We start from the raw sequence: 17,326 nt of genomic DNA, 5'->3' as shown, positions 1-17,326 counted from the left end.
CCCCGTCCGGCGAGCGACCGCGTCGCTCGCGGTCGGAACGACGAGGCGGGAACGGAAAACGGAAACAGAATCTGGAAAACGGTCGGCTATCGGGCCGCGGAGAGAGACCGCAGGCGGCTCAGTACTCCTCGTAGGCGAGGTTCATGAGCCACTGCGAGAAGGCGTTGCTGTTGGCGTTAATCTCCTCTTCGCCGATGAGCGGCGAGAGCATGTCGCCCGCCATCAGCATCGCGAAGTCGAGGTCGCGCGCGGCCGGTTCGAGGTAGTAGGTGGTGTGGCCGTTGTAGACCGTCTCGGTCCGCTTGATGAGACCGAGCGACTCCAGCACCTCGGCGATGCGACTCCCCTTCCGGGAGGAGATGTCGAGTTCTTTCCAGAAGTCGCTCTGGTGGATGCCGCCCGACTCGCGGATGAGTTCCAGTCCCGCGCGCTCGTCGGAAGAAAGGTCTTGCTCGGCTTCGCTCGCGCTCATACCACGTACACGTCGTGCGAGCGGTTTAATCCTGACGTTCGACCGGTTCGAAGGCGGTCTGACACGGCGGGCCGTCGGCGAATTCGTACGCGAATTCCGCCTCGCCGAGCGTGATGACCGACGACGAGCGCGTGCCGAACCGACCCTCCGAGTCGTGGACGCAGACGCCGAAGTCGTGGTCGCCGAGCGCGGCCTTCGCCCGCTCGCGCCACGCGCCCACCGACTCGCTCGGCTCGGGCTGAAGCGCCTCCTCTAGCCGCCGGGCGTTGTCGGCCTGCCGTTCGCCCACCTCGGGGCGTCGCTCGGGGACGAACCACGAGTCGGGCGTCCCGACGTTGACGACGACGCGGACGCCGGGGTCGAAGTTCCGAACCGACAGACTGCCGTCCCACTCGAAGAACAGCGCGGCGTTCTCGTCGGCGACGACGAGATTGAAGCCGTCGTAGACGTGCTCGTCGACCGCGCGCTCGACGAACCGGGCGGCGTCCTCGGCGGTCTCGCGACGGAGCGCGTCGCGGACGAGGTAACCGCGAGAGCGCTCGCCGCCGCCCGAAACCTCGACCCAGCGGTTGGTGATGCCGACGAAGACGCCCGCGTCGTTGTAACCGACCCACGTGCCGCCAGCCTCGGCATCTCGCGGAGCGACGACTGCGGGACCGTCGCCGTTTTCCCACCGCCGGGGCGGTTCGGCGGGCCTGCCGAGGAGTTCGTCGCGGTTGGCGGCGACGACGACCGGCGCGGCTTCGAACACCTGCCACGCGAGGATGAGTGTGCACACGAGGAGAGAGTAGACGCCCGGCGCAGAAAAACATCGGTCTCACCCCGACGCCCGGCGCGTCGGGTCTCAGTCTTCGCGTTCCGCGTCGTCTTCGAACCGACTCGGGTCGCGCGAGGCGAGCGCGACGTTCACGGCGGCGACGTTCTCCGGCACGTCGTGGACGCGGACGATGTCGGCCCCGCGGTCGGCGGCGATGGCCGTGCCCGCGACGGTCGCCGCGAGGTTGTCGCCCGGCTTCTCGCCGACGAGCGAGAACATCGACTTGTGGGAGTGGCCGACGAGAATCGGACAGCCGAGCGCGGCGAACTCGTCGGTGCGCCCGAGGAGTTCGAAGTTCTCGGCCTTCGACTTCCCGAAGCCGAGGCCGGGGTCGACGATTATGTTCCGCCGCGGGATGCCCGCCTTCTCGGCGAGCAACACCAGTTCGGTCAGCTCGTCGATGACGTCCTCGACCACGTCGTCGTAGTCGACCTCGCGGGACGGGTCGACCGGCGCGTCGATGCTGTGCATCACGATTACCGGCGCGTCGCGCTCGGCCGCGAGGAAGCGCATCTCGGGGTCTTCGAGGCCGGTCACGTCGTTGAGGATGTCCGCGCCGGCGTCGAGAGCGGCCTCGCCGACCGCGGCCTTCCGGGTGTCTACCGACACGAGCACGTTGAGGTCGGCGATGGCCTCGATGACGGGCGCGACGCGGCGAATCTCCTCGTCGACGGGCACCTCGGCCGCGCCGGGGCGGGTGCTCTCGCCGCCCACGTCGATGATGTCCACGCCGGCGTCGACCATCGCCCGCGCCTGCTCGACGGCGTCGTCGATGTCGTAGAACTCCCCGCCGTCGTGGAAGCTGTTCGGCGTCACGTTCAGGATGCCCATGACGGCCGTGCCGTCGTCCCACGGGTAGTCGCCGGCTTCGTCGCGGCCGGCGTCGCTCGCGTCGCCGCCCTCGTCGTCTTCGCCGGCGTCGGCCGCCCCGATGTCGAGCGTCCCGCGAATCTCCTCGGCGACGCCCGCGAGCGCGTACGGCCGGGCTTCGAGGCCCGCCGTCAGGCGCTCGAACTGGTTGAGCGTCCCGGTCAGAACCACGTCGACGAGTTCCCCGCCGAACTCGTGGCCCGAGACGGCGCAGTCGCCGCCGACCGACAGCAGTTCCTCGCGGAGTATCCGGGCCTGCCGGCGCTGGACGCGGGTGTGGACCGTTCGGTTGACCGCCCGCTTCGCGCGCTCGCTCCGTTCGGCGGCGTCCGCGACGTTCGCGCGTTCGAGCGTCCGGCGGGCGTCGTCGAGCGTGCGGTGGGCCTTCGGGACGACCGCCCGCGTCCACGTCGTGCGGGCCTCGGCGACGACGTACAGCGAGCCGACGACGAGCACGCAGTCGTCGGGGTCGGCGCGGGCGCGCGCCCGGTCGAGCGCCGAGGCGACCGCGCCGCCGGTCTCAACTTCGGGGCCGTCGAGTCGCTCGAAGACGGACGACAGAATCTCGGGGGCCTCGCCCCGCGAGATGTCCGCCTTGCAGGTGACGACCGACGCCACCTCCGGGAGCGCCCCGACCATCTCGCGGTGGTCCTTGTCGTGCATCGCGCCGTAGACGAGGTGGAGGTCGTCGTAGTCGAACTCGTCGAGGACGGTGGCGACCTGCGCGCAGGCGTCGGGGTTGTGCGCGCCGTCGAGGACGACCGTCGGCTCCGTGCCCATGACCTCGAACCGACCCGGCCAGTGGGCGTTTCGGAGGCCGCGGTGAATCGCCTCCGCGCCGATGTCGGGGCGGACCTGCCGGGCGAGCGAGACGGCGATGCCGGCGTTTCGCGCCTGATACGCGCCCAAAAGCGGGATTCGAACGTCGAGCGTCTCGGCGTCGGTCTCGACGGTGACGGCGGCCTCTTGGTGGTTGACGCGGCCGCCGTAGGAGGCGCGAACGTCGGCGTCTGAGTCGGCGTCGCCGACGGTCAGCACGTCGCCGGCCTCCTCGCGGATGACCGACAGCGCCTCGCCGGTCGCCCCGGTCACGAGCGGCGCGTCGGCGGGCGCGACGGCGGCTTTCGTCTTCGCGATTTCCGCGACGGTGTCGCCGAGGACGGCGGTGTGTTCGAGCGAGACGTTGGTGACGGCGCTCGCGACCGGGTCGACGGCGCTCGTCGCGTCGAGTTCGCCGCCCATCCCGACTTCGAGGACCGCCACGTCGACGCCCGCGCGGTCGAAGTACCACAGCGCCAGGGCGGTGACGGTCTCGAAGAAGGTCAGCGGCTCGCCGTCGGCGGCGCGCTCGACGAGGAACGGCTTGGCTTCGGCCACGAACGCCGACAGCGCGGACTTCGGAACCTTCCGGCCGTCGACGCGGATTCGCTCCCGCACGTCGTCGAAGTGCGGCGAGGTGTACAGGCCGACGTGCGCGCCCGACTCGCGCAGTATCGCGTCGACCATCCGGGCGGTGCTTCCTTTGCCGTTCGACCCCGCGACCTGCACGAACGACACGTCTTCGTGGGGGTTGCCGAGGTGAGAGAGCAACCGCCGAATCGACTCGGTCCCCGGCTTGACCTGAAACCGCCGGAGGTCGAAAAGGAAGTTCACCGCCTCGTGGTACTCCATACGCGTGAGAAACCGGACGGTGGGCTTAGGCCTAACGCTCGACGTCACGCCTGCGACAGGTCGGCGGTCGCTGGGCAGACCAACCGCGGCGGCGGGAGTTGTCGGCGACGCTCCGCGAGCGCCGCAGTCCGTCATCGAAGCGCCTCTGACGCGCCCAGTTCAGTCGATGTGGACGACGAGCACCGGGCGCTTGGCGTTCTCGATGACGCGCTCGGTGACGCTCCCGAGCGAGGTGAGCTTGTCGCGGCCGGTCCGCCCGTGGGTCCCCATCACGACCACGTCGACGCCGTGTTCGTCGGCGTAGTCGAGGATGACCTTGTGCGGGACGCCGTCTCGAACCGCCGTCGTCGCCGCGGTCTTGCCCTCGCACTTCGCGGCGCACCGCTCGACCGCATCGACCGCGTCGTCGCGGAGCGACTGGATGACGGCGTCCTGTTGGTCGCCGCCGGCGGCGAGGTACACCCGCTGGTCGACGACCGACAGCACGTGAATCGTCGACTCCGCCCCGGCGAGTTCGAGCGCGTGCTCGATTGCCTGCATCGTCCCCTCGCTCCCGTCGGTCGGCACTAGGATGTGTTCGTACATATCTCTGTGTTCGCCTCGCCGACACTTGAAGGGACACCGTCGGTGTTAGGTCGTGGGAACGGACGGGCCGTGAAGAAAGCGAGGTTCTGAGAACAGGAGACGGACGTTCCCTCGCTTCGTTCAGTCGTGTCTCAAATCGCGCGAGACTCGCACCGCTCGTCTCGCTGACTTCCGTCACTTCTTCACGCTGTTCAGTCGTGGCGGAAGCACCGAAGCACTCCCTTCGGTCGTGCTTCGAGCTTTAGGCTCTCTTTCGCTTCGCTCAGTCGTGCCTAAAGCACCGTGTCCGCGCTACGCGCGGCCACGAGTTTCCGTCACTAATCGTGACGGAAACACCGCTGGCCGGTGAAGACCATCGCAATCCCGCGCTCGTCGCACGCCTCGATGACTTCCTCGTCGTTCACCGACCCGCCGGGCTGGATGACCGCCTCGATGCCCGCGTCGGCCGCCTTCTCCACGCCGTCCGGGAACGGGAAGAACGCGTCGGAGGCCATGACGGCACCCTGCGCGTCCTTTCCCTCGGCGTGTTCCTCGGCCTTCATCGCGGCGAGTTCGACCGCGTCGACGCGGGAGACCTGCCCCATGCCGACGCCGACCGTCTCGGTTCCCTTGGCGAAGAGAATCCCGTTGGACTTCACGTGCTTCAGGACCTTCCACGCGAACAGCATCGTCTCCAACTGCTCGTCGGTCGGTTCGGTCTCGGTGACGACTTCGAGGTCGTCGAGCGTCGGCGTCCAGAGGTCGCGCTCCTGAACGAGCCGGCCGCCGACGAGCGCCTTCTCGGTGTAGGTTTCGGTGCGCTCGCCGAGTTCGCCCACGTCGAGGACGCGGAGGTTCTTCTTCTCGGTGAGCACGTCGAGCGCGTCGTCGGTGTAGCCGGGCGCGACGACGACTTCCTTGAACGAGTCGACGATGAGTTCGGCCGTCTCGGCGTCGCACTCGCGGTTGAGCGCGACGATGCCGCCGAAGGCGCTCATCGGGTCGGTGGCGAGGGCGTCGGCGTAGGCTTCAGCGAGCGTGTCGGCGGTGGCACAGCCGGCGGGGTTCGTGTGCTTGATGACCGCCGCGGCGGGTTCGTCGAACTCCTTGATGATGTTGAGTGCACCGTCGGCGTCGTTGTAGTTGTTGTACGACAGGCCCTTCGCGCCCTCGTTGAGCTGGGGCGCGCCGACGACCGACGCCTCGTCGCACGTCTCGTCCACGTAGACGGCGGCGTCCTGATGGGGGTTCTCGCCGTAGCGGAGTTCGTCGTAGCGGTCCTCGGAGGTGACGCGGCGCTCGGGGAGGCCGGCGTCCACGTCGCCCTCGACGGTGACGGAATCGTCTTCGACCGTCACGCGGCCCTCGGCGAACCAGCGGACTGCGCGCGGGTAGGCCTTGAACTCGGCGTCGTAGAGGACGCGCGATTTGAGGTCGTCCGCGTCGTCGTCGGTGTACACCGGGACGGCCTCCTGCGTCACGATGGGGCCGGCGTCGACCTCCTCGTTGACGACGTGGACCGTACAGCCGGTCGTCTTGACGCCGGCGTCGAGGACCTGCTCGTGGGCGTCCATGCCGGGGAACGCGGGAAGGAGCGACGGGTGGACGTTGAGCGTCGTCGGCGCGGCGTCGAGGAACGTCGAGGTGAGCACGCGCATGTAGCCGTCGAGACAGACGATATCGAAGTCGTAGTCCGCGAGAGCGTCGAGGATGCGCTCCTCGTGGGACTCGCGGGACTCGTCGTCGCCGCGTTCGACGACCTCGCTGGGGATGCCGTGTTCGTCAGCCCAGTCGACGACGGGCGCGTCGGCGCGGTTCGAGACGACGACGCCGAGTTCCGCCCCGCCGGGGGCGCGGTCGGCGACGTTGCGCAGGTTTCGTCCGCGGTTGCTCGCGAGACCGGCGATGGTGACCATGTGAGAATGGCGACCCGCGGCCCTCAAAGTGGTTGCGGTCCTTGGTCGGGAAAATAGACAGGTACGTGTATTATATTGTCGTATCGACTCCCCGATAACCGGTTATTTGGGCTCGTTTGTGCATTACGTCACGTGAGCCGGTCTCGCTCCTCCGTGTGTTCTCTCTCGAGTTCGGGAGGTCTCTCTGTCGTACCGAGACGCATCTGAAAGTAATTCTGGTAAGTGTGTACGGTCGACACCAACCCAATCGCCAGTACGAACATCACGAGCCAAACGTCGTACGGCACGAACGTGCCGGGAGGAATACCGACACTCGACGTGAGGAGCACACCAACCGTGATTCCAGTGACCCACAGATACACTGGTCCCCAGGGAATGTCGTCTTTCTGAACCACCGAGAGATAGATGTCGACGTCTCTGCCCCGTTCAGCCAGTCCGACTCGTTTCCGCCTCGGGTCGTACTCCACGACGTCGATGTCTTCCATCCTGGGAAGGTGAAACTGCAACAGTGCGGTCTGGACCCGGTTTCGCTCCGTTGCAGTGACCGCTTCGACCTGTTTACCGGACTCCCACGCGGCGACTTGCTCCGCGATCTCCCTGAGATACACCGAGTTCTCTCGTTGCTTCAGTATGTGAAGGACGAACCGTCGACGTTGATTGCTGAGCACGTCGAACGCCTCGCTCCGCGACAAACTCGGCTCTCGAGCCCTCTCGCCTCTGCCGCGTCGGGAGATGTTTCGCAACTTCATGATCCGATCCATTTTCAGATAGTGTCGGTATGTACTCGCAGAGCGGCATTCGAGAGATGTCTCATTAGTTATGCCCTTACGAACGGGGTCGTCAGCGACGTGACGACTAGCCACGGCAGTAATCGGCAGATTGAGACGAGGTACCCCCGAGAATCCCGGATTAACGACGTTCTAAACTCCGAATATGTCTCTTTTGATCTACAATACAGTCACCCAAACATGTTGATTAGTACATAACTACAAAGTGATAGGTAATGGGTCGAGGTGTACACTCGCTCAGAATCGCGTCGGAGGATGCAAAGGCAGAATTCGACGAGAGAAGGCGTGTACGGGGCATCGGAAGCAAACCAACGCAGACCACAAGACGACAAACGAAAACATGCCAAAGAAAGACCGAGGCAAGCTCGACCTGACGCGCCGCAAGGTGCTCAGTGGACTCACGACTATCGGCGCAGTCAGCGCCGTCGCAGGGATGGGGACGATGGCCGAATTCACGGACGTCGAAGACCTGACGAACGAAGACAACCCGGGGCGCGTCAAGTCCGGCCAGATCGACTTAGTCGCATCTGGCTCTCCGGTTCCTGACGATTTCACGCTCAAAGGGATGGAGCCCGGTGAGACGCGAGCTAAGACGTACACGCTCAAGAACGACCCGCCGAATCAGCTGGACTCCGCCATCGACATCGAGGCGCTCTGTTACAATATCGACATCATGGACGACCTCGAAGACGGAGTTCCAGAACCGGAGACTGACAAAGACAGTGGTAACGGTGGTGAGCTCGACAAGTTCCTCGTGGTCGAAGGCCGTCTGAACCCGGTCGGCGGCGGACCAGAGTACAGATGGTTCAAGGGGAACATTCGCGACATTCAAAACCAGGGCTGGAAGTGCCGGCGCATCGACCCGCACCTCCGCCCAGGCGACAACGAGTACGAGTTCACGCTCAGATTCACGTTCCAGAACCACCCCCAGAACAACCAGGCGATGCTCGACCAGCTGAATCTCAAGATTCAGGTCAAAGGCGAGACCGACGCGTCGAGCTAATCGGGCGGCGACCGCGACTCATATTTTTCCTAATGAAACTCTCTGCAGACGGATCCTGTCCCGGGCGTTACACATACTATAACCAAGTGTCTGACCGGAGACGTCGAAGGTGGTGACGTGATGCGTCCTAAGCGACGGAATCGTGGGCGAACGGACCGGAGACGTGACAGACAGACCTCCGGGTCGAAAAAGACTAGGGTCGCTGTCGCTGTCGCCGTCCTCCTCGTCACACTGCCGTTCGTCGTGATCGGGACCACGGCTATCGCCGGTGGACTCCACAACTTCGTCGTCCTCTCTTCGAGCATGGTTCCGACGTACAACCCCGGTGACGTCGTCGTGGTCGAATCTGTCCGGCCAGAACACATCGAGGAAGGAGACGTCATCACGTTCAACGACACTGGTCAAGCGGGGATGAGAAACGCGGCGGGCAGAACGACGCACCGAGTCGTCGGCGTGAACCACGCGGGGGAATCCACGACGTTCACGACCAAAGGCGACGCGAACGAAGAGCCGGACGTCGTCCCGGTGCAAGGCGACGACGTGGTCGGGCGCGTGGTCTTTGCTGTTCCAGTAGTCGGACAGGTCTTCCTCTTTGCCGAGCGATCGAGTCGAATGTGGGTGGCGATTGTCGTCGTACTCCCGGCGTCGGTGCTCGTCCTCTCAGAGGTCAGAGAACTCGTCGCGGTGACCGGACAAACGGACAGAGCCGCCCGTCTCGAACGTGGCGAACGGAATCGGAACCGATGAGAACGCGATAGAGGTCGGTCAAATCTGTGAGGGAAAACCATGAAAATGAGACGGATATTCATAGTGGGGGTCGTCCTCCTCGGGGCAGTCGCCGTTGGGGGACAGTTCACGGGGGCGACGTTAGAAGATACAGAGGAGATAACCGGCACGGTGAGCGCCGGAAGCGATTTCGGTGTCACCGAGACCGATGCCGAAACTCTCGAAACGTGTGACTCCGCGGACACGGACTCAGAGAGTCAAACGACCGCGACGGCGGAAGAACAGACGGACACAGACTGCACGCCTGCGCCGGATTCGACCGAAACGAAGCTACAGTGGAGCATCGGGATAGATGTCTGAAACGAACCTTCGGCGTCGCGCGTTCCTCGACAAGTGGCAGACGGTCTTGATTATCGGGTTCGTCGTCCTCACGGTGGTCGGCGGGTGGACCACGTATACGACCCACGTTTCGCCACCGGTGCAGACACAAGAGGCAGTCGTCGATTCGTGGACGTCCAGTGGCGATTTTTCTCATACCGCCATCGTGACGAACAGCAGTACGCTCTACGATAACGGAACGGTATTAGAGAACCGGTCGGTGTACTTTCCCCACATCATCGACGACATCGGCCAGACGTTCACGTACCGCTATCGAGACGCGACCGAGGGGGACGTGGACGTGGAGATGAACGCCTTCATCCGACTCAACCAGACGGGACGCGTCGAGCAGGGGCGCATCGAGTACTGGAGTCAGACGGAGTCACTCGGCGAAAAACGTGTGACGTCGCTCAACCCCGGTGAATCCGCACAGCTCAGATTCCCGTTCGACGTCAACGAGACCGCCCGGCACGCCGCTCGTGTGCAGGACGACCTCGGCACTGCCCCCGGACGGGTCGAGGCGACTATCATCGTCAGAACACACGTCAGCGGGACTGTCGATGGAAAGAGAGTCGACGAGACGATAGACTACAAACTATTCGGGGAGTATCCGGGTGACAAGACGTTCAGGATAACGGGTGAGACGCCTCCGAAACAGTTCGACTTCGTCGGGACCATCGAGACAGAACCGCAACGCGGACTACTCCGTCGAGTCGGAAGTGTCGCGTTACTGGCGTTCGGTGGACTCGGTCTGCTTTCAGTAGCTGTCGGGCGGCTGATGCGCTTCCCACCGCTGACCGCCAGCGAACGAGACCGGCTGGACAGTATCGAGAAGAGAGCCGCCAACGACGAGTGGATTTCCCGCGGGAGGATACCCGAGACGATTCGAGAGAACCCGGTAATCGAAGTCGAAACTCTCGACGGACTCGTCGACGTCGCCGTCGATTCGAATTCGAGAGTCATCGAAGACGACGTGTGCGGTGGGTTCCACGTCGTCGACGGAGACATCATCTACAGCCATGTTCCCGAACAACCTCACGCTGGGGCGGGCGAGGACGTTGACGACGCTGACGACGACGACACCGAAGAAGCCGACAGCGGTCCCTGACCGATAGCTGACGGAGGGGCGGAAACCCTCCGCACCCATCACTGCGACCACGGTACAGCACGTCACACCAAGATAACCGTGTACGTGTACATCATCGCGGCAGTTATCCGAAAATCGCCCGTGTGATGCTCACGTCCGTGTATCTTCTCAAGAGACGAACCCCCGGCGTTTAACCTCCCCCATCGTGACGGCTCAGACATGACCGACGCCGACCGGCACGACCCGCTGTACGCGGTGTCCCCGCTCGACGGGCGATACGCCTCTCGAACCGCACCTCTCGCGCCGCACGTGAGCGAGGCCGCGCTCATGCGCGCCCGCGTGGAAGTCGAAGTGGAGTACCTCCTCGCGCTCGCCGACCTCGACGCGACGCCGCTTTCGTTCGACGAGGACGAGCGCGCCGACCTCCGGGCGCTCTACGAGGAGTTCGACGCCGACGACGCCGACCTCGTGAAGCGGCTCGAAGTCGAGGGCGCGGAAGGCTTCTCGGCGACGAACCACGACGTGAAGGCCGTCGAGTACTTCATCCGCACCGAGACCGACGAGTCGGTCCACCCGTGGATTCACTTCGGCCTCACCTCCGAGGACGTGAACAACCTCGCCCAGCGCCTCATGGTGAAAGGCGCGGTCGAGGAGGTGCTCGTGCCCGAACTCCGTGACACCCGCGACGAACTCGTCTCGCTCGCGCGGGAGTTCCGCGACGTTCCCATGCTCGCGCGCACCCACGGTCAGCCCGCGACGCCGACGACGTTCGGCAAGGAGATGGCCGTCTACGCCGCCCGCCTCGGCCGGACGCTCGCCCGCGTCGAGGCCGCGACCGACGACCTCGCCGGCAAGCTCGCGGGCGCGTCGGGCGTCTACGCGGCCCACGTCGCCGCCTACCCCGACGTGGACTGGCGGGCGTTCTCCCGCGAGTTCGTCGGGTCGCTCGGCCTCGACCACACCGCGCTCGCCACGCAGGTCAACCCCTGCGACGACCTCGCGGCGCTGTTCGACGCCGTCCGCGGCGTCAACAACGTCCTCGTCGACCTCGACCGCGACGCGTGGCTGTACGTCTCCGACCGCTACCTCGGACAGGAGGCCGTCGAGGGCGAGACCGGCTCGTCGACGATGCCGCACAAGGTCAACCCCATCGACTTCGAGAACTCCGAGGGCAACCTCTCGAAGGCGAACGCCGACCTGACGTTCCTCGCCGACTACGTGACGACCTCGCGCCTCCAGCGCGACCTCTCGGACTCCACGGTCAAGCGCAACGTCGGCGCGGCGTTCGCCCACTGCCTCATCGGCTACAAGAAGACCCAGACCGGCCTCGGCAAGGTCGTCCCGAACGAGCAGGTCATGCGCGACGAACTCGACGACACGCCCGCCATCATCGGCGAGGCCGTCCAGACGATTCTCCGCCGCGAGGGCGATACGCAGGCCTACGAGCGGGTGAAGGAGCTCACCCGCGGCCGCGAGGTGACCCTCGGCGACTTCCACGACCTGTTTGCGGACCTCGACGTGGACGAGGACACCCGCGAGGAACTGCTCGCGCTCACGCCCGCGACGTACGTCGGCCTCGCGGACGAACTCGTCGACGACATCGACAACTGAGCGGTCGGCCGGGCCGTCGAGCCGTCGGGCCATCCATCTGCCGAATCGACACGCTTTCTTTTCGGAGTCGGTCGAACGCGTCGCTGAGCGGAGCGACCGTCAGGAGAAACCCGAATCCGCCTCAGAGGCCGACGGGCACGGGATATCGGCCTCGGCGCGGTTCGGGCACGGGTTCGGAGAGCGCCGGCACGGGTGGGCTGGACAGGCTGGTCCGCGCGATGCGGTGCGTCATGGGCTGGTGTGACGACGCTGGGCGCTCACCGTGGCTAAATTATTTACTCATCATAGAATAAGTCTTTTGGTGGGGTGGTGCGTTGGTGGGTGTATGAAAGCAATCGCCGTCGAGCGCGGGGAAGACAAGCCGGTCGTCATCGAGAAGCCGCGACCGGAACCCGACGCCGGGGAGGCGCTCGTCCGGACGCTTCGGGTCGGCGTGGACGGGACGGACCACGAGGTCATCGCCGGCGGTCACGGCGGGTTCCCCGAGGGCGAAGACCACCTCGTGCTCGGCCACGAGGCGGTCGGCGTCGTCGTCGACCCGAACGACACCGAACTGGAGGAAGGCGACATCGTCGTGCCGACGGTCCGCCGCCCGCCGGCGTCGGGGACCAACGAGTACTTCGAGAAGAATCAACCCGACATGGCTCCCGACGGGATGTACGCCGAACGCGGTATCGTCGGCGCGCACGGCTTCATGTCCGAGTACTTCACCAGCCCCTCGAACTACCTCGTTCGCATCCCGCGCTCGCAGGCCGACCTCGGCTTCCTCATCGAACCCATCTCCATCACCGAGAAGGCGCGCGAGCACGCCTACGCGAGTCGGTCCGCGTTCGACTGGAACCCCTCGTCGGCGCTCGTCCTCGGCAACGGGAGCCTCGGGCTCCTGACGCTCGCCATGCTGAGAGCCGACGACAAGGGCTACGAGAACCTCTACTGCCTCGGTCGGCGCGACCGCCCCGACCCGACTATCGACATCATCGAGAGACTCGGCGCGACGTACGTCGACTCCCGCGAGACGCCGGTCGGGGAGGTTCCGACCGCACACGAGGGCATGGACTTCATCTACGAGGCGACCGGCTTCCCCAAACACGCCATCCAGTCGGTGCAGGCGCTCGCGCCCAACGGCGTCGCCGCGCTCCTCGGCGTCCCGAGCGACTGGAAGTTCGAGGTCGACGCCGGCGCGTTCCACCGCGAGATGGTGCTCCACAACAAGGCGCTCGTCGGAAGCGTCAACTCCCACGTCAAGCACTTCGAGGCCGCGACCGTGACGTTCACCAAGCTTCCCCGGTGGTTCCTCCGCGATTTGGTCACCGGCGTCCACCCGCTTTCGGAGTTCGAAGCAGCATTCGAAGACGACGACACCACTATAAAAACCGCCATCGAATTCGGTACTGTATGAAGAACGTCGACGACCTCATCGCCAGCGCGGCTGAGCTCGCGGACCGCGGCCTCTCGAAAGGCGAGATTGCCGACGAGTTGAACGTCTCCCGCGAGACGGCCAGCTGGCTTGTCGAACGAAGCGGCGCGGCGACCGAACCCGAGCCCCGTGCGGAGCCCGACGGCCCCGACGACATCCACGTCGACTGGAACGCCATCGGGAGCGGCGGCAAGCGCCTCACCTACGTCGGGCGCGCGCTCGCCGATCTGCTCATGGAGACGAACGGCGAGGCCGACGTGACCGTCGGCATCGAGAAGGCGGGCGTCCCCCTCGCCACCTCCGTCTCGCGCGAACTCGAAACGACGCTCGGCGCGTACTCGCCCGCGAAACACCAGTGGGACGAAGGCGACCTCGAAGACCTCGGCGGCGGCTTCTCCCGGAACTTCTCGCCCGTCGAGGGCCGCGACTGCTTCATCGTCGACGACACGGTGACGAGCGGCACGACCCTCCGCGAGACCATCGACGCCATCCGCTCCGAGGGCGGCGAGCCGCTCGCGTGCGTGGTCATCGTCGACAAGCAGGGCGTCGAAGAGATAGACGGCGTCCCCGTCCACTCGCTCATCAACGTCGTCCGCGTCGGCGAGCAGTAACCCGCCGTCTCGGTCGGCGCGGGTCGTCGGTTCCCGACCCGACCGCGACGCAACTCCTTTGTCCGCCCGGCCGCTAGCTGGGTGCATGACGTTCCAACCGGAGAGTTTGGACCCCGAAGAAGTGCAGACCCGCGTCGACGAGGCCGTCGCGGACAACCGCGTCGTCCTGTTCATGAAGGGCAACCGCCTGATGCCGCAGTGCGGCTACTCCGCGAAGGCGGTCGACCTCATCTCCCAGTACGTCGACGAGTTCGAGACCGTGGACGTACTGCCCGCGCTCCCGCACTACCGCGAGGCGCTCAAGGAGAAAAGCGACTGGGAGACCATCCCGCAGACGTTCGTCGACGGCGAGTTCGTCGGCGGCAGTGACATCCTCGAAGAGCTCGACGAGCGCGGCGAACTCGAAGCGACGCTGACCGGCGCGAACTGACCGCCGGGAGCGCCCCCGACAGACCGCCCGACCGCGGCCGGACGGCGACTTTGTATCTTTCGGCTAACGAGAAGGGGAGGCCATATAAGCCTCGAACTCGTACATGCACACAGGTATCGCCATCCGGGTGCGCCCGCACCGTGGCTCTCGTCGATACCGAAGCCAACAATGTCAGGCCGCGTATATCGACTCCATTCGACGTTGGAACTGCCACTCGAAGACGTGATGGACTACTTCGAAAACGACCCAGAACTGCCGCCTGAGGTCGAGAACGTAGACATCACCCGCCGAAACAACACCCTCATCATCAAAGCCGTCTCCGCCGACGACAACCTCAGCAAGTACACGCCGACGGCCCAGTTGAAAGCGAGCGTGACGGAAAACCGCGTCTACGAAGAAGAGCCCCCCCGAGCGGGAGCGCCCAACTGGGGAGATGAAGAAGAAGAGGAGATTCCCTCCGAGCTCGTCGAGTTCGCCTGCTTCAAAGGCGACCTCGAAACCGTGCTCCAGAACACGGCGCTCCAGTACCCGATGTTCCTCGTCCTCCGGGAGATCGCGATGCTCTCGGAGAAGGGAACGCTGACCGCAATCACCGAGGAGAGCGACGAACTGCAGGCGACGCGCATCGTCGAGGGCGAGGTGCGTGCCGCCTCCGTCGAAGTCGTCGAGAACCCACAGCAGAACGGTTCCTCGGACAGCGGAATCAACTGGCGCGACAACAAGTTCATCTCCTAACCGCGTCGTATCTCCCCATCTCGTCACCGCCGAATCACGTGAGCCAGCGGCCCAAATCGTGTTCGGCGGTATCACGGCGCACGCGACTTCTCGGGCAAAAAGCATTTACACTGCCTAATTAGATGTAATTACACACCATGTCGGAAGCCGAAGCCTTCCCGGATTACCTCGACGTCGACTACACCGACGGCGAGGGAGAGACGCCGGAGGACTACCCGAGTATCGAGGACAAAATCGAGAAGGCCATCGAGGTCACGAAGCAGGGCCTCGAACAGTACGAGAACCCCGCCGTGATGTGGACTGGCGGCAAGGACTCGACGCTCACGCTCTACTTCATCAAGGAGGTCGCGGAGCGCTACGACCTCGACGTCCCGCCGGCGGTCTTCATCGACCACTACCAGCACTTCGACGAGATCATGGACTTCGTCGAGCACTGGGCCGACGAGTGGGACCTCGACGTCATCTGGGCGCGCAACGAGGACGTCGGCGCGTACGTCGACGAGAACGGCCTCGAACCCGGCGACGACATCCCGGTTTCCGAACTCTCCGAGCACAACCAGCACCACATCCGCAACATCCTCGAGTACGAGGAGGACACGTTCCCCTTCCTGCTCGACACCTACGTCGGCAACCACCTGCTGAAGACCGTCGCGCTCAACGACACCCTCGAGGAGTACGACATCGACGGCGTCATCTCCGGCGTCCGCTGGGACGAACAGGAGGCCCGCGCCGACGAGACGTTCTTCAGCCCCCGTCACGACCCCGACATCTACCCCCCGCACGACCGCATTCAACCCATCCTCCAGTTCGAGGAGAGCGCCGTCTGGGACGCCTTCTGGTACTTCGCGGTCCCGGACACCGTCGAGAACTACCCCGAAGACGGCTACGTCCCGACGAGCGACACCGACCTCCCCGAGGGCGTCACGCAGGAGGACGTGCCCGTCTCGCCGAAGTACTTCGCCGGCTTCCGGAGCCTCGGAAGCGAGGTTTCGACCGACAAGTCCGCCGAGGAACCGGCGTGGCTACAGGACATGGAGAACACGACCGAGCGCGCGGGCCGCGCCCAGGACAAAGAGGACCTGATGGAGCGCCTGCGCGACCTCGGCTACATGTGACGACGGTCGATATCTAACGCGAACGTCGCCACGCGGTCACTTTTTCGCGGCCCCGCTTCGAGAGCGACTGCGACCGTCCCACAGCGGAAACAGCGATATGCTCTGCGAGCGACACCTGTCGTATGAGCCTCTCGTTTCCCGACTACCTCCACGTCGACTACGACGACGGCCGCGAGGAGACCGCCGCGGACTACCCGACGCTGGCGGACAAACTCGAGAAGGCGGCCGCGGTGACCGCGACCGCGCTCGAACAGTACGAGCGCCCGGCCGTCATGTGGACCGGCGGGAAGGACTCCACGCTCGTCCTCTACGTCGTCCGCGAGGTCGCCGACGACACCGGCGTCGCCGTGCCGCCGGTCGTCTTCATCGACCACTTCGAGCACTTCGACGAGACCGAGGCGTTCGTCCGCGAGTGGGCCGACCGCTGGGGCCTCGACCTCGTCGTCGCCCGCAACGAGGACATCGCACGTCTCGGCGCGTCACCCGGCGACGAGATTCCCGTCTCGAACCTCGGCGACGACACCCGACGCGAACTCGCCCGCCTCGGCTACGAGGGCGAGACTGTCGTCCTCGACGCCGACAGCTTCGAGGGCAACCACTTGCTGAAGACCGTCGCGCTCAACGACACCCTCGAAGACCGCGGTTTCGACGGCGTCTTCTCGGGCGTCCGCTGGGACGAACAGGAGTCTCGCGCCGACGAGACGTTCTTCAGCCCCCGCCACGATTCCGAGAAATACCCGCCGCACGACCGCGTCCACTCCATCCTCCAGTTCGAAGAAGCCGACGTGTGGGCGGCGTTCTGGGAGTGCATCGTCCCCGACTCGGTCGAGGGCTACCCCGCCGGTCACGTCCCCGCGTCCATCGACGACCTTCCCGACGGTGTCGAACCCGCCGACCTCCCCGTCTCGCCGAAGTACTTCGAGGGCTACCGCTCGCTCGGCACCGAATCCGGCTCGGCGAAGTCCGACGACCGCCCCGCGTGGGTGCAGGACCTCGGCGCGAGCGCGGAACGCGAGGGGCGCGCGCAGGACAAAGAGGACCTGATGGGTCGGCTCCGCGATTTGGGGTATATGTAGTCTCACGCGAGTCACGCAGACGCGGGGCCGCCGCGCGAA

Annotated in this window: 17 protein-coding genes; 11 read left to right on the top strand and 6 right to left on the bottom strand. The window is 65.3% G+C overall.

Translation table 11 applies throughout. The features are described 5' to 3' along the window. Window positions 1–118 precede the first annotated feature (118 nt). From C441_RS01215 to C441_RS01190, 6 genes are all read right to left on the bottom strand, one after another. Window positions 119–472 (bottom strand): helix-turn-helix transcriptional regulator, encoded by a 354-nt coding sequence (locus C441_RS01215; RefSeq protein WP_004970927.1) that lies wholly within the window; start codon window positions 470–472, stop codon window positions 119–121. Between the two features lie 25 nt (window positions 473–497). Beyond that, window positions 498–1,250 (bottom strand): NRDE family protein, encoded by a 753-nt coding sequence (locus C441_RS01210; protein WP_007273417.1) that lies wholly within the window; start codon window positions 1,248–1,250, stop codon window positions 498–500. Between the two features lie 66 nt (window positions 1,251–1,316). After that, window positions 1,317–3,830 (bottom strand): dihydropteroate synthase, encoded by a 2,514-nt coding sequence (gene folP, locus C441_RS01205; protein ID WP_007273416.1) that lies wholly within the window; start codon window positions 3,828–3,830, stop codon window positions 1,317–1,319. Window positions 3,831–3,989: 159 nt separating this feature from the next. Further along, window positions 3,990–4,415, bottom strand: coding sequence for a universal stress protein (locus tag C441_RS01200; protein ID WP_007273415.1), 426 nt, complete (start codon window positions 4,413–4,415; stop codon window positions 3,990–3,992). 317 nt (window positions 4,416–4,732) lie between these two features. Next, the gene (gene purH, locus C441_RS01195; protein WP_007273414.1) at window positions 4,733–6,310 is read right to left on the bottom strand and encodes a bifunctional phosphoribosylaminoimidazolecarboxamide formyltransferase/IMP cyclohydrolase; all 1,578 of its coding nucleotides are present in this window, start codon (window positions 6,308–6,310) and stop codon (window positions 4,733–4,735) included. A gap of 128 nt (window positions 6,311–6,438) precedes the next feature. Further along, complete coding sequence (locus C441_RS01190; RefSeq protein ID WP_007273413.1) at window positions 6,439–7,071, bottom strand: DUF7344 domain-containing protein; 633 nt, start codon at window positions 7,069–7,071, stop codon at window positions 6,439–6,441. Window positions 7,072–7,438: 367 nt separating this feature from the next. Here C441_RS01190 and C441_RS01185 point away from each other — a divergent pair, with 367 nt between their 5' ends. The 11 genes from C441_RS01185 to C441_RS01135 all read left to right on the top strand — a co-directional run bounded on the left by C441_RS01185 (window position 7,439) and on the right by C441_RS01135 (window position 17,287). Further along, on the top strand, window positions 7,439–8,101 hold the full coding sequence (locus tag C441_RS01185; RefSeq protein WP_007273412.1) for a hypothetical protein: 663 nt from the start codon (window positions 7,439–7,441) through the stop codon (window positions 8,099–8,101). Between the two features lie 120 nt (window positions 8,102–8,221). Further along, complete coding sequence (locus C441_RS01180; protein WP_083874830.1) at window positions 8,222–8,848, top strand: signal peptidase I; 627 nt, start codon at window positions 8,222–8,224, stop codon at window positions 8,846–8,848. Window positions 8,849–8,887: 39 nt separating this feature from the next. Then, window positions 8,888–9,187 (top strand): hypothetical protein, encoded by a 300-nt coding sequence (locus C441_RS01175; RefSeq protein ID WP_007273410.1) that lies wholly within the window; start codon window positions 8,888–8,890, stop codon window positions 9,185–9,187. Then, window positions 9,180–10,313 carry a DUF5305 family protein gene (locus C441_RS01170; protein ID WP_007273409.1) on the top strand — a complete coding sequence of 378 codons (1,134 nt, stop codon included), beginning with the start codon at window positions 9,180–9,182 and terminating at the stop codon, window positions 10,311–10,313. The genes C441_RS01175 and C441_RS01170 overlap by 8 nt, the downstream gene beginning before the upstream one ends. A 198-nt stretch (window positions 10,314–10,511) precedes the next feature. Further along, complete coding sequence (gene purB, locus C441_RS01165) at window positions 10,512–11,903, top strand: adenylosuccinate lyase (RefSeq protein WP_007273408.1); 1,392 nt, start codon at window positions 10,512–10,514, stop codon at window positions 11,901–11,903. Between the two features lie 325 nt (window positions 11,904–12,228). Then, window positions 12,229–13,302 (top strand): glucose 1-dehydrogenase, encoded by a 1,074-nt coding sequence (locus C441_RS01160; RefSeq protein ID WP_007273407.1) that lies wholly within the window; start codon window positions 12,229–12,231, stop codon window positions 13,300–13,302. Further along, window positions 13,299–13,931, top strand: coding sequence for a transcriptional regulator GfcR (gene gfcR / locus C441_RS01155; protein WP_004970934.1), 633 nt, complete (start codon window positions 13,299–13,301; stop codon window positions 13,929–13,931). The genes C441_RS01160 and gfcR overlap by 4 nt, the downstream gene beginning before the upstream one ends. 85 nt (window positions 13,932–14,016) lie before the next feature. After that, the gene (locus C441_RS01150) at window positions 14,017–14,361 is read left to right on the top strand and encodes a glutaredoxin family protein (protein ID WP_007273406.1); all 345 of its coding nucleotides are present in this window, start codon (window positions 14,017–14,019) and stop codon (window positions 14,359–14,361) included. 168 nt (window positions 14,362–14,529) lie between these two features. Beyond that, window positions 14,530–15,096 carry a DUF7110 family protein gene (locus tag C441_RS01145; protein ID WP_004043858.1) on the top strand — a complete coding sequence of 189 codons (567 nt, stop codon included), beginning with the start codon at window positions 14,530–14,532 and terminating at the stop codon, window positions 15,094–15,096. Between the two features lie 137 nt (window positions 15,097–15,233). Then, window positions 15,234–16,211, top strand: coding sequence for a phosphoadenosine phosphosulfate reductase family protein (locus C441_RS01140; RefSeq protein WP_004970937.1), 978 nt, complete (start codon window positions 15,234–15,236; stop codon window positions 16,209–16,211). A 122-nt stretch (window positions 16,212–16,333) separates the two neighbouring features. After that, window positions 16,334–17,287 carry a phosphoadenosine phosphosulfate reductase family protein gene (locus C441_RS01135; RefSeq protein WP_007273405.1) on the top strand — a complete coding sequence of 318 codons (954 nt, stop codon included), beginning with the start codon at window positions 16,334–16,336 and terminating at the stop codon, window positions 17,285–17,287. Window positions 17,288–17,326: the final 39 nt, after the last annotated feature.

Origin of the sequence: Haloferax sulfurifontis ATCC BAA-897, from assembly GCF_000337835.1 — an archaeon.
GTDB classification, from domain to species: Archaea; Halobacteriota; Halobacteria; order Halobacteriales; family Haloferacaceae; genus Haloferax; species Haloferax denitrificans.
Note: the sequence above shows the minus strand (reverse complement) of the source record. Positions and strands in the feature narration are given on the sequence as shown.